Origin of the sequence: Nonomuraea sp. NPDC050404 (genome assembly GCF_040655495.1) — a bacterium.
GTDB lineage: Bacteria > Actinomycetota > Actinomycetes > Streptosporangiales > Streptosporangiaceae > Nonomuraea.
This window is the reverse complement of sequence record NZ_JBFAKB010000011.1, coordinates 135,563-147,606: the sequence shown is the minus strand read 5'-3', so window position 1 is coordinate 147,606 and position 12,044 is coordinate 135,563. Positions and strand designations below refer to the sequence as shown.

The following is a 12,044-nucleotide window of genomic DNA, read 5'->3' as shown; positions in this document are numbered from 1 at the left end:
GGTCGGGGTCCGGACTGAGGGGATGGGGCGGGTGGTGATGGCCTGGTCAGCCGTCATGATGTTCGACTTTCGTGAGACGGATCTGTTCTGGCGCCGAGGGGTGAGCGGCATCAGAGGGGTTGGTGTCGGCGGCGGCCGCTGGCGCCTCCTGAGCGGTGCGACCCTTCCGCCTCTCCAAGTTGAAGACGGCGTAGAAGAAAACGCTCATCGATGTCACCTTTTGCGCAGCATGTTGGGGGCGTCGTGCGCCCAGGAGGGCGAGGAGGGCGGACAGACGACCCTTGTCCGCCCTCCTCGCGTCCGGCCGGAGCGGGTGAGGCTCACCATCCCTGGGGTCGAGGGATGACGGTGGCCGGAGGTGAAGCTCGTGCCCCCGCCGGATGGGGGTCCCGCCGTGGGGCACGAGTGGTGAGCGACGCGGGTCACGACGGTGATCGGATTCCGAGCCCGCGCCGCAGCGCGCGGCCGACCTATGGATGAGCGTGCGTGCTCGGCCGGCCGCGCCGAAACGTGACGATGGGCAGACCCGGTGCTTGGTGTGGGCTGCGTGGTCGCCGCGTCTCGTCTTGTCACCCGTGTCAGCTCCCGTCAGGAGGGCCGGACGGCGTCGGCCGCCTCGGCGCGAGCAGGGGCCGCCGCAAGGGCTGGATCGCCTCGGCCATACGTCGCAGGAGCACGTCGGGGTGAGGGGCCGCCACGAAGATGCCGGGGGACGGGCAGGAGCCGAGGTAGAACGCGAGCAGGCCACGCTCGTGCGGTGAATAGAAGAGCAGCCAGTCAGGAAACCGCTGCTGGTGGTCGCGCACGTACCGTCGGCCGCGGCGGTCGGCTTCGGCATCGCTCTCGGTCGCGAACATGTTCCTCAGTCCCTGACCTCTGCCAGCACGGCGTAGAAATGCGGCAGGTCTTCCAACGGGATGCGGTCGCCCGGTTCCGGCAGGAAGTCCACCGTCCGGACAACGCCGGGGTCAGGCACATGGAAGTCCCGTACCAGGCCCATGACCTCATGCTCAGTGCGGACGTACATCGGGACACCGTGCAGTTCCTCGTACCGGATCTGGCCCCGCTTGACCACGTCCGGATCCATGCCGTCGCCGGTCACGTGGGTGATCACGATCTTGCTACGGGGCTTGAGCCGGGACCGCAGCGCGAACCGCAGATTGGTGCACTGCTCGTCGGTCAGGAAGTGCAGCACCGCGCCCATGAGGACCACGACCGGCGTGGCCCCGCAGAGGTGCCAGTTGATCGCGTCCAGCACCTTCGCGCTGTGCGCCAGGTCCTGCTGCACCACCTCCACGTTCGGCCCGCGCAGCAGCGCCCGGCAGGCGGTCACGACCAGCTGATCGGAGTCCAGGGCGAGCCACCGGACCCCAGGGTTGACTGCGGCGGCGACGTCGTAAAGGTTCGGCAGCCCCAGCGCATCCGGCGCATCCACGGGCCGACCGCATCCCAAGTCGGCGAACTGCACGAACCCCTGCCGCGCCAGGTGCGCGACGGCGCGGACCAGCGCGGCGGCGTTCTCCTGCACTACCTCGTCCACCTTCTCGTGGATCGTCTGCTGCAGCACCCTGGCGGCTTCCCGATCAGCGGCGAACCCGTCCCTGTTCGCCCCACGCAGGACGGCGTAGGTACGGGCCGGAGCCGGCATGTTCGGGTCGAAGGTGCGGCCGGGTCCGCCATCGGGCGGATCGACCGTGCTGTTGTCGAGAGTCATGGCAAAACCTCGGTAGGGGATGTACGTCCGCCACTTGGCGGCGGAACCATTGCGGGTGCCCCGAGTAGGAAGGCGAAACGATCAGCGGTTGCGACTTCGTCGCCCTGCTCGCCGAGCTCGTATCCGTAGCCCGTCAGGTAACGGCCGTTGACGGTGGTTAAGACCGAGCTGAACAGCGGATGCAGGGGGTTTCCCACGACCGTCGTGCCGTCGCCTTGCGCCACAGACAGCCCGCGCGCCCTGAGGAGGTCGTGCAGAATGTCCGTGGGATTCGCGTCCATGCCTTGATCCCACCGCCGCGGCAAGGCGAGCGGGAGATGACAACCTATGACACGGAGATGATCATGCCTGTGGTCGCGGCTATCACGGGGACGAGATCGACGGGGCATCGCGAACTCATCTGGTACGCCGACATGTTCAGCACCTTCCTGGCACCATTCGCCACGAAGGATGCGCACTTCTACATTGGTGGTGCGCGCGGCATCGATAGCTTGACCCTGCTGTGGCTGGCTGGCAGCACGGAGGCGCGCATCACGGTTGTCGTGCCGCGTTTTGTGCAGGACCAGCCTGCCGAGGCACGTCACGCCATCGCCGAGTGCCGTAACCGCATCGCTGAGATCGTCGAATTGCGCGCTGCCGACCTCGCGACACCGGCTTACCACGCGCGGAACCGGTGGATGGTCGATCGCGGCCACCTGGTGATCGGCTTTCCCCGCGAGGGGTGCGAGACTTCAGGCACCTGGCAGACCCTCAACTACGGAGCATCGCAGGGAAAACCTCGACTGATCGTGCCCGTGTAACCCAGACTGCGGGCATCATTAGCGCATGAGCACGCACGACCGGCTCACCGGCGCAGCCATGCTGAAGCGGCTGCGGCGCTCACGAGGGTGGTCTCTTGCCGACACCGCACGAGCTCTTGCCGATACGGCGGCCCAGCTTGGGCAGCCGTTCGATACGAGTATCAGCAGCGTGCAAAGGTCTGTCGCGCGGTGGGAGAGCAGTAAGGGCCCAACGTTGCCCGACGAGCGATATCAACTGCTGCTTGCCCACCTTTACGCTCGCGATGGCCGCGGGCAGGTGTCGTTCGGTGCTGGCAGCGACTTCGCTGAGCTGCTGGAAGCGCTCGCGTACTTCGGCGTGAGCCAATATCGGCTCGATGAACTGCGCACGATCCTCGTTCGGACAATGACCGATGCCGGGGCGGAGTTGCTCGCCTTGCTCGGCCCGCCCACTCAGGCGTCCCTGTCTGCTGCTCTCGCTGACCCATCGCGCCTTGATGAGGAGGTGTTGGCGGCCATGCGCGAGTCCGTTGCCCAGGTAAACGACCAGGTCGGGAGTGTTCCCTTCGTGCGGTTACAACTCCTGCTCGCGCCAGTCGTCGAGTCCTGCCGACGACTACTGGAGATGCCCATCCCGGGCCCGTATGTGTCCGACCTGCAACTCATCTCAACGCAGGCATACACACTTGCTGGCCGATTGGCCTTCGAGACCCGAGACGATGACGCATCGCGGGCGCTGTACACGGCGGCGACCGACGTGGCCAGCAGTCTGGGGGTGCCGTGGCGGCGCGCGGTCGTCCACATGAGCAACGCGCTCGTCACGCTGTACTCGACACCGGGCCTGGACACCGCCAAGGCGCTCATCGACGCCGCAGTGCGCGATGCGCGCATTGGGCAGAGCATCACCGTCCGAGCGCGAGCGCATGCGCTGCAGGCTGAGATTGCCGCCCGAAGCGGTGCTGCCAAGCATGCCGCGGCGGCGCTCTCGCTCGCATGGTACGACCTGGACCAGAACCGCGCCGAAGATCCCGCCACAAGCTCTTTCTCGCCCGCTCACCTGCGTGGCTTCGAGGGGGTCACGTCGCTGTACGTAGGTAACCCCTCCGAGGCACACGACTACTTTGCTCGGGCAGCTCATGCGCTGGCGGCGCCGCGTGAGCGGGTGCAACGAGCCATCGTGTCGGTAGACCAGGCACTCGCTCGTATACGCCTTGGTGAGCCGCAGTCCGCCGCCGAGCTTCTGCACAGTTGCATTGATGCCGCATCTGCCATGGGGGGACGCGTTGCCGTGATCCGTCTACGCCGTGCGCGTCACGATCTGCGTCCATGGCGGCGAGAGGAGTTCGTCGCGAATCTGGATGACCACCTGATCGAGGCGCTTGGCAGGTAACGGCTTCCGGCGGCCTGAGTCAAAAGCCCTCCAGCGGCAGGTCGTCGCTCTGGAACCGAATCCGCCTCGCGTTCGCTACTCGGCGCAGCAGTTCCACTGGCTGGGCATCGCCGTCTCGGGTGACGCGCTCAGCAGTCAGGACGGACGCGCCAGACCGGAGCCGTAGCGCCGCCGCTTCGTCCTTGGTCGCGGCGCGGGCACTGATGAGCTCGCGGACCCGGGCGGTTGCGCAGTCGAGCACACCGGCAGCGGAGAGTGCGGCCAGGATGCCACCGTCGACTTTGTCGGTGCCGGCCACGAGGGTGCCGTCGACCAGGGCGAGCGGGTAGTACGCCGTGTCGAGCATGACGGCCTGGCCGTCGAGGTGCGCGTGTCGGTCGCGGCGGACGACGGTCGCGCCGATGCTGAGCTGCAGGGCGTGGGCGACGTCGCGTTCGGCTGGGACGCGCTTGACGGAGATGAGTTGCATGATGCCGGTGCGCCCGGCCTGATGGCAGGCTGTTTCCCAGGGGCCGCGTCCGTCGCTGGGCTGGGCGGTCATGCTGAGGTCGATGTGAAGGGGCCGGAGGTCCTGGACGATGAGGCCGCGGTTGGGGATGCGCCAGACGAGTCCTTCGTCGCGGAGAATTTTGGTGGCGGCGCTGATGGTGGTCGCGGTGGTCTTGTAGGTGTCCATCAGCATAGTTCGGCCGGGGAGCAGGTCACCGGGCGCGTAGGTGCCATTGGTGATGAGTTCGCGAAGGTGGTTCGCGATCTCGTACCGCCTGGTTGTCACGGTGCGCCCGCCCCTTTCCTGCTGTGTGTCTCGATCACAGGATGTTGCCACAAGAGCGTTTGACAGATGATCGCGTTGTGATTCATCATGCTCTCAGCTCGCCCTATTGTCTAAACAACAGAGCGTGGCGAGCGCGTAGAAAAGCGGCCCCCGGAAAGCTGGCAGGTTCCCATCCCGCCCCGGAGGCCGCACCAACTCCCAACCAACCCAATTCAGCTAGGAGAACACGACCCAGAAAGTCGTGGTGGTGAGGAAATTATGACACGCACCCAGTCCAACCCGTCGGATCTTGCCCGGCTCCGCTCCATGTACAACCGGATCACGGAGAAGGGCCTGTGCACCGGGCCCGGCGCTGACCCCGCCCTCTGGTCCCCTGGGGATGAGCCCGGCCGCAACGCCATGAACCAGCGCAAGCTCTACGAGCAGACCGCCGCCGCCCTTTGCGACGGATGCCAGGCCATCACCGCCTGCCGGGTGACCGCCGAGGTCGAGGAGTACGCACTCCTCATGGAGAAGGGGTACGGGCCGCACGGCATCCGGGCCGGCCTGCCTCCCTGGGTGCGCTTTGACCGCCTTCTTGCCAGCAATAAGGATGGCAACAACACCGAGGAAGCTGCGTGAACCTCTCCACGCTGTTCAACCACGCCGCCGCCCTGGTCGCCTACGTCACCACCAACCCGATCAGCTCAGCTGTCATCGCGGCCGCCGCTCTGGCTGGTCTGGCACTGGTGTTTGTGGTGCTCCGCTTAGCCTGGCGGGCTGTCGCCTGGCTGGTCGCTCGGTACGTTGCGCCGCGCCCCGTCGAGGATGTGCTGACGGTGGTGTCCGCGTCCATCGCGACCGGCGTGTCCGCGCAGGGCATGTGGCGATTCTCTGGTGACGTGCTTGGGTTCGACGGCCCGCTGCGGCTCATGCTGTTCGCGTTCATCGAGGTCGCGATGGTGACCAGCGCCGTACGGGCTCGCCGGAACATGCGGGTGACTCACAAGGCGGGCATCGACGGCCTGGCGGTGTGGGCGCTGACCGGCCTGTCCGCAGTCCTGTCGGCGATGGACTCCCACAGCTTCCCCGAGGCGGTGTTCCGGCTGGCCGCGCCGGTCGTTGCCGCATGGTTGTGGGAGCGCGGCATGGCGATCGAGCGGCAGAAGCTCACCGGCCGGACACGGATCAACTGGCGGCTCACCCCTGAGCGGCTGCTCGTCAAGATGGGCCTGGCCGAGACGTCCGAACGCACCGCGACCGAGGTGGACACGCACCGCCGACTCACTCGCGTCGCACTCACGGCGAAGAAGGCACGGGCGCTGCGCGAGGCCGGCGCTTCCGACCGCAAGCAGGCTCGCGCGCTGGCGACGCTGGATAAGGCGATGGACCGCGCGGTCGAGCACACCGGCTTGGTGCAAAACCCGGCCAAGCAGCAGCAGATGCTCGCCCAGATCGCGGCGCTGTACAACACCGCGAAGCTGACCGAGATCGAGCCGCGTCCGTTCTGGCAGCAGCTCGCCGACGACCAGGCGGAGAAGGAGGAGCGAGACCGTGTCGCAGCGGACGCCGTGGCGCAGCTGCGCGGCTTCAGCGACCGTCACGCCCTGCTGCCGCCACTTCCTGCTAGCACTATTGCTCGTGTCGGTGACTCACCCGGCGACGCAGGCGATGGCACGCCTCGTGACACGGCCAGTGGCGCAGGTGTTGTCACGCCCGGTGGCACGGCACCGGCCCCTGTGACACGCCCTCGGCCGCCCGTGTCACGCCCTCCGAAGGCTGTGACACGCAAGCAGAATGGCGCGCGTCATGGCACGCCGGGGCAGCCCAGCAAGGAGGAGCTTGCGCGCCGCATCGAGTGGCTGCATGACGTTGCCAAGACCAACCCTGGCATTGAGGTCACGGACCTCCGTGACAAGGCCGTCGAGGAGTACGGCGTCAGCGCGCGCACCGCGTACCGGTACATCGAGCAGGCCGGGCTGTCACCCAGTGACACGGCGGCCGGTGACAAACCTCGTGACACGGCTGATGGCACAGGCGGTGACACACGCCATGACACGGCCGGTGACACGCCTGATGTCACGACTCGTGACACACCCGGTGACACAGCATCCAGCACGGCGCCCGACGCGGCGTGACACGACCCCAGGAGGACACCATGCGGCCGCCCTCGCGACGCCCCAGCGGACCCAACATCATCCGCTTCATCGTGATCTACGCGCTGGTGCAGGGAGCAGCCATCGCAACCGCTGCCATCGCCGTGTCACTGATCAAGTAACCCACCCGAACGCCCCAACCAGCCCGACACCCGAAGGACTCGACATGGATCCCGAGACCAACCTGATCAAGCTGTCCACGGTCCTGCCGATGTGGCAGGCCGACAACGACTCCAACTTCCTCACCGTGTGGCTGCACTACCACCCGGCCGACCCGTGGTTCGTGCGGGTGTACGTCGGCGGCGGCGTCGTCACGCTGGAAGTGCCCCGCGATGTCCTGCTGAAGGGCCTGGACGAGCTGGCCGTCTGCGAGGACCTGAAGGTCCAGCCGTTCGGAGAGCCGATGTGGACGCTGTTCACACTGCGGTGGAACCCCGAGGAGCCGTTGGCGTTCCGCGTGCCGACCGCCAACCTGCGCGGATTCCTGACCGAGACGCTGAAGCTCGTGCCGCTCGGCACCGAGGAGACCCGGATCGACTGGGACGGCGAGATCGCCGACCTGTTCGAGGAAGCCCAAGAAAGTGACAGCCAGTGACGGGGCTACAAGGGCCGCCCGTCGCCTGTCCGATGCTGACCGGCAGCTTCGCGGACGACCCAACGCGCGCCCGCGCTGCGCAGCGCGCGCGCCCGCGCATGCACCCGCGCGAGGCGCAGCCTACCAAAGATCACAGCCCGTAAGCAGGAGGAGCAGCACGTTGGCCAGGAACCGCACCGGCCCCGAGGAGCGGAAGGCGTTCCACACCAGTCGGATCGACCGCGAGCGCAGCGGCGTCCGTCGCTTCTGGCTCGCCGCGTGCTGGGCCGCCGCCGAGCTGGCCCAGCTCGCCAAGCGCGACCCGACCAAAGCCCACACGACTGGACTTGACCTGGCCAAGCAGCTGCGCGCCATCGCCGCCGACCTGAACACCAAGCACCTCAACCACCTCAAGGCCCGGAAAGGAGGAGCCAGCCGTGTATGAACTGAGCCTGCCCAAGGACGACGGCGGCGAGCAGAAGGAGCAGGACAACGTCGTCGTCGGCCCATTCCCGGTGCCGGTCACCGACGACACTGCGCCCGCCCCGGCCGAGGAGGAAGAGTCGGCGGGGACTGCGGTGTCCGTCTGGTCGACGGTCACAACCGAACTGCTGCCCCGCGCGGAGCAACTGCTCGACGCCATGGTGGTGGGCGACGGCCTGTTCGGTCAGCGGCCCGCAAGCATCGCGACGCTGGCCCGGCAATACTGGATCGACCCGCCTCAGTTCGTCCGCGACGCCATCGCGCTGCGGGTGCTCTACGGCCTGTACGGGGTGCCGGTCATTCTCGCGAACATCGCCGCGCAGCCTCTCCTCCTGATCATCCGCTATCCGTCGCTGCTGACCGCCGTGGTCGTCGTCGGCGCGGTAGTGGTCCTCTTCACAGTCGTTCTCGCCTGAAAGGCAAACCCATGGAACTCTCCTTCGGCCTGGTCGTCGGCGGCGTCGTGGTCGCCGCGGTGTTCCTCGCCCCTGCTATCGCCGTCATGAAGAACAGCACGCTGTTCCGCAAGATCCACTTCCTCGTCGCCGTCCTCATGGTCCTCGGCGGGGTCGGCCTGATCGGCATCGCCGCGTGGCTGGTCACCCTCGGCACGGACTGGGGGCTGGAGGTGTGGATCGGCGTCCCCGGGGTTATCGCCTTGGTGCTCGTCGTCATCGGCGTTGGCATCGGGGTGTCCGACTGGGACATCGGCAGGCCATCGCAGTGGGGGTTGTTCGCGCTGCCCGCGCTGATCACGGTCGTCGTCATGACGTCCGGACCGACGTGGGACTACGTCAGCGCCCAGTTCAGCTCCAACGCGAACACCCTCAAGTCCCAGGTGGAGGAGTCGAAATGACCATGCTCATCCTCGCCCTGGTGGTTGCCGCGCTCATCACCGGCGTCATTCTGTGGCGGCGACCCGACGCCCGCGCTGTCGCCGGCGGCGCGTGGAAGGCAGGCCGGACCCAGGCCGCGACCGAGTTCCGCCAGGGCTACAAGGCGACCCGCGACGCGTACGACCAGGCGCAGAAGGCGTTGCGGGGGCGCGGCACCAAGCGCGCCCGCGTCGCGTCGGGGCTGCTGGAGCTCCTGGGCGTCACCGTGGTGACGGCAGGCGGGACGGTGTACGGCGCAGCCAAGACCATCGGCGCGACCCGCCGCATCCTCGTCGAAGCCGCCAAGGGTGGACAAGCCGCGTATAAGACGCTCGAAGTCGAAGCTGAGGTGATCGAAGAGGTCGAAGATGCTGCCGCCGACGTCGTGCACGACAACTCGACGTATGTGGCGCAGCCCGCCGCGAGCAGCGGAAAGCTGATCACAGACACGATCATCATCGCCACGGACGCGTGCGAGAAGTGCGAAGCCTCGCACTCCGTGATGCTCCGCCCCGGCCAGGACAAGGCCGTGACCATGTGCGCGTGCGGCCAGGAGCTGCGCTTCTTCCGCGCCGCCGCTCCTGCACAAGTCAACACGCAAGCAAAAACGCAAGCAGGTACTGACAACCCCAACGCCGAGCAGGCACCGAACCAGGAAGGAACCCCCGACATGTCCGTCGCTCAGGAAGCATCCGGCCTCACCAGCTACTCGCTCGCCCACGAACAGATCGCAGCGCAGCTGAACTCGCTCGTCGCCACCAGCAACGCCCTCGTCGCCTCCATGGGCGACACCATCGCCCAGCACTCCCACCTGCTCGGCAACGCGGCCACTCTGCAGGACCTGATGAACCAGGCCGCGAACCTCGCAGCCCAGATCGCGACGGACGCGGCAGCCGTAGCCACCTCCTGACCGCTGAGGTTGCGGGTCCCGCCACGGCGTCGCCGTGGCGGGTGCCCGGAGCAGAGCGATCACCCCGGACGCTCGGAAGGGAGCGTGCTCCATGGCCACCAGCACCACCGCCAAGAAGACGAAGACCGAACCTGAGGAGCAGCCCGGACCGCGTGGGATACGGCGCGCGTTCCGACGCATCAAGCACCGGCAGCGCGGCCAGCTGGCGTACGCCCGGCCAGTGGCCTGGCTGGCCGCCATCCAGACCACTGCTGTTCTGGCCGACGTGACCGGCCTCGGCCTGGCCATCACCGGGCCAGCCGTCGTGCTCGCCGCAGGCACGACCCTGGTCAAGGCGCGACGGCGCGGCCAGAAGCCTGCCATGACGCGCACCGTGGCGGGCAGCGCGTGGCTGCTGGCGGCCGGGGTCGGAGGCCCGTACGGAGGCATGGCGCTGATGCTGTGGACCACTGGCGTGGGAGCGTACGTGAACTACTGGTACGGCCTGCACCGGTCGGCGAACCGCCCGGCCGCCCCGGCGAAGGCCGCGCTGCCGCCGACGAGCACTGTGTCCGGCGTCGAAGCGTGGTGGGAGCAGACCGTTGCCCCCAACAACCCGGCGTTCGCAGGTACCCACCTGCGCAGCCCTGAGCCCGTCCCTGGCGGGTTCACTGGCGTTGTCGTCGGTGTGCCAGGCAAAACCGAGCTGGACAAGATGCAGAAGGCCGTAGGAACCGTCGCGTCGGCCCGCCGCGTGTCCAAGGACCAGGTGGAGCTCGGGCCAGCCCCGGGCGGCGACTTCTCCGGCGCCCGGGTCACGGTCGTCGAACGGGGCGACAACCTGCGGCAGGTGCGGTTCCTGGAGGACGACGCCGCGGCGATCGACGTCGAGACGGGTATCGCCCGCGTCGGCTACTTTTTCGACCTCAAGCCGACCCACTGGTCGTTCTGGACCACGAGCGCGGGTGCGCAGATGGGCATCAACGCGGGGTCGACCGGCGCCGGGAAGTCGGGGTTCGGCGGCAGCAAGCTGGCGCTGGTGCACGAGTGCGAGCTGGCCGTGAGCGTGCTGCTCGACGCTCAGGATGGCAGCTCTCAGCCGGATTGGAACGGCCGCACCGCGATCAGCCGTGAGGGTGTGCTGGCGTGCTGGGAGGAGCTGCTGGCGCTCGACTACGTGATGGGCCGCCGCGCGCAGCACATCGCGCACGCGCCGTGGGTCGACGACAAGGGCCGGGAACGGCACGGCAAGCCGTACCTGGTGCCGGGCGACCCGGACCTGGGCGGTCTGGTGCTCATGTACGTCATGGCCGAGGAGTTGCCGCTGCTCCTGGGCGACGACGAGATCGGCGGAGAGGCGACCGTGCTGCTGGCCGGGGCCGCGAAGACGTGGCGGAAGCCCGGCGGCGCGATCGACGTGTTCACGCAGAACCTGGGCTTGGAGAACTTCGGCGGCAAACCCATCAGCAACACACTCCGCTCGAACCTGTCCGGCGGCGGCAGCGTGGCCGCGTTCCGGACCGGCTCTAGCCAGGACTGGAACATGGTTGGCCTGGAAGCCGACCCGTCGAAGCTGCCGCCGTTCTGGGACGGCACGCAGGATAAGACCCACGGCCTCGGCTTCACCAAGGGCATCGACAACCGGCCTGGCGGCAAATGGCGCGCCTCGATCTCGCGGGACCTGTACGAGATCGCAACCAGCCCCGCCGCCGGGCGGCTCGACGACATCACGGCGGGCTTCTACGAGGAGTACAACGACATGCGCCGCCGTGGTGTCGATCCGCGCGATGAGGGCGCAGTGACGCCGGCTGCTGTGGTGTCCGCGCCGAAGTGGTCGGCGGGCGACGTCGAGGCCGTGGTCGAGAACGTGTTGATCAGCGGCCCGAAGGAGCTCGGCGCGCTCTGCGTCGCGGTCCGGCGGCGGCTGGGCGACATGCCACTCGGCGAGGTCCCGGCCGCGTTGCGGGCGCTGGAGAAGGCTGGCCAGGTCCGGAAGGCCAAGGACGACCTGTACGAGCGGGTGAAGGAGGGTCTGTGATGAGCGTCGTTCCCGCGCCGTCCGCTGGGCGGATCGACTCCGTGCTGCGCGTGGCGGCCGTGGCGTTGGCATGGCTGGCGGTCGTGCTCGCCACAGCGATCGTGTGCCGCCCGTTGCCGGGAACCGAGCTGTCGGCCCCGGCGGTCGTCGCCGTGGCGGCCCTGGTGGTCGTCGCGGTCGGCCGGCCTGTCGGTGGCACGCTGGCGCTGTTCAACATGACGCTCCTCGCCACGACCGTGTGGGGCGAGGTGGGCGGCGCGGTCCTGGTCGTGTCGACCGTCGTCGCCGTAACGCTGCTTCCTGTTCACGCCGTTCGACCTGGACCGAGGAGAGGCCGATCATGAAGAGGTCCGAGAACCGGACGGTTCTGCCACGCGAGTGGCTGACCAGCC

Annotated in this window: 16 protein-coding genes; 11 read left to right on the top strand and 5 right to left on the bottom strand. The window is 68.0% G+C overall.

Annotated features, from left to right (window positions below):
- Positions 1-46 precede the first annotated feature (46 nt).
- From AB0I81_RS29780 to AB0I81_RS29765, 4 genes are all read right to left on the bottom strand, one after another.
- Entirely contained in the window at positions 47-208 is a 162-nt protein-coding gene (locus AB0I81_RS29780) for a hypothetical protein (protein WP_360663115.1), read from the bottom strand.
- Positions 209-578: 370 nt separating this feature from the next.
- Positions 579-857 carry a hypothetical protein gene (locus AB0I81_RS29775; protein WP_360663113.1) on the bottom strand — a complete coding sequence of 93 codons (279 nt, stop codon included), beginning with the start codon at positions 855-857 and terminating at the stop codon, positions 579-581.
- A 5-nt stretch (positions 858-862) separates the two neighbouring features.
- Positions 863-1,714, bottom strand: a complete 852-nt coding sequence (locus AB0I81_RS29770) for an SAM-dependent methyltransferase (RefSeq protein WP_360663111.1) — start codon at positions 1,712-1,714, stop codon at positions 863-865.
- Positions 1,711-1,995, bottom strand: a complete 285-nt coding sequence (locus tag AB0I81_RS29765; RefSeq protein WP_360663109.1) for a hypothetical protein — start codon at positions 1,993-1,995, stop codon at positions 1,711-1,713. The genes AB0I81_RS29770 and AB0I81_RS29765 overlap by 4 nt, the downstream gene beginning before the upstream one ends.
- A gap of 36 nt (positions 1,996-2,031) precedes the next feature.
- On the opposite strand from AB0I81_RS29765, the gene AB0I81_RS29760 reads away from it, so the two are divergent.
- Together AB0I81_RS29760 and AB0I81_RS29755 are read left to right on the top strand one after the other, a co-directional pair.
- Positions 2,032-2,514, top strand: coding sequence for a hypothetical protein (locus AB0I81_RS29760; protein ID WP_360663107.1), 483 nt, complete (start codon positions 2,032-2,034; stop codon positions 2,512-2,514).
- Positions 2,515-2,539: 25 nt separating this feature from the next.
- Positions 2,540-3,883 (top strand): hypothetical protein, encoded by a 1,344-nt coding sequence (locus AB0I81_RS29755; RefSeq protein WP_360663105.1) that lies wholly within the window; start codon positions 2,540-2,542, stop codon positions 3,881-3,883.
- 19 nt (positions 3,884-3,902) lie between these two features.
- Here the strand turns inward: AB0I81_RS29755 and AB0I81_RS29750 are convergent, their stop codons facing one another.
- A complete protein-coding gene (locus tag AB0I81_RS29750; RefSeq protein WP_360663103.1) occupies positions 3,903-4,658 on the bottom strand; it encodes a GntR family transcriptional regulator in 756 nt (251 codons plus the stop codon).
- 258 nt (positions 4,659-4,916) lie between these two features.
- On the opposite strand from AB0I81_RS29750, the gene AB0I81_RS29745 reads away from it, so the two are divergent.
- The 9 genes from AB0I81_RS29745 (at position 4,917) to AB0I81_RS29705 (ending at position 11,996) form a co-directional block, all read left to right on the top strand.
- Entirely contained in the window at positions 4,917-5,279 is a 363-nt protein-coding gene (locus AB0I81_RS29745) for a hypothetical protein (protein WP_360663101.1), read from the top strand.
- A complete protein-coding gene (locus AB0I81_RS29740) occupies positions 5,276-6,775 on the top strand; it encodes a hypothetical protein (protein WP_360663099.1) in 1,500 nt (499 codons plus the stop codon). Before AB0I81_RS29745 ends, AB0I81_RS29740 begins: the two co-directional genes overlap by 4 nt.
- A 184-nt stretch (positions 6,776-6,959) precedes the next feature.
- Positions 6,960-7,388 carry an SsgA family sporulation/cell division regulator gene (locus AB0I81_RS29735; protein ID WP_360663097.1) on the top strand — a complete coding sequence of 143 codons (429 nt, stop codon included), beginning with the start codon at positions 6,960-6,962 and terminating at the stop codon, positions 7,386-7,388.
- Positions 7,389-7,548: 160 nt separating this feature from the next.
- Positions 7,549-7,812, top strand: a complete 264-nt coding sequence (locus AB0I81_RS29730) for a hypothetical protein (protein WP_360663095.1) — start codon at positions 7,549-7,551, stop codon at positions 7,810-7,812.
- Positions 7,805-8,266 carry a hypothetical protein gene (locus AB0I81_RS29725; protein WP_360663093.1) on the top strand — a complete coding sequence of 154 codons (462 nt, stop codon included), beginning with the start codon at positions 7,805-7,807 and terminating at the stop codon, positions 8,264-8,266. The genes AB0I81_RS29730 and AB0I81_RS29725 overlap by 8 nt, the downstream gene beginning before the upstream one ends.
- Positions 8,267-8,277: 11 nt before the next feature.
- Entirely contained in the window at positions 8,278-8,706 is a 429-nt protein-coding gene (locus AB0I81_RS29720) for a hypothetical protein (protein ID WP_360663091.1), read from the top strand.
- Positions 8,703-9,635 carry a hypothetical protein gene (locus tag AB0I81_RS29715; RefSeq protein WP_360663089.1) on the top strand — a complete coding sequence of 311 codons (933 nt, stop codon included), beginning with the start codon at positions 8,703-8,705 and terminating at the stop codon, positions 9,633-9,635. Before AB0I81_RS29720 ends, AB0I81_RS29715 begins: the two co-directional genes overlap by 4 nt.
- A gap of 91 nt (positions 9,636-9,726) precedes the next feature.
- A complete protein-coding gene (locus tag AB0I81_RS29710; RefSeq protein WP_360663087.1) occupies positions 9,727-11,652 on the top strand; it encodes a hypothetical protein in 1,926 nt (641 codons plus the stop codon).
- Positions 11,652-11,996 carry a hypothetical protein gene (locus tag AB0I81_RS29705; protein WP_360663085.1) on the top strand — a complete coding sequence of 115 codons (345 nt, stop codon included), beginning with the start codon at positions 11,652-11,654 and terminating at the stop codon, positions 11,994-11,996. The genes AB0I81_RS29710 and AB0I81_RS29705 overlap by 1 nt, the downstream gene beginning before the upstream one ends.
- Positions 11,997-12,044: the final 48 nt, after the last annotated feature.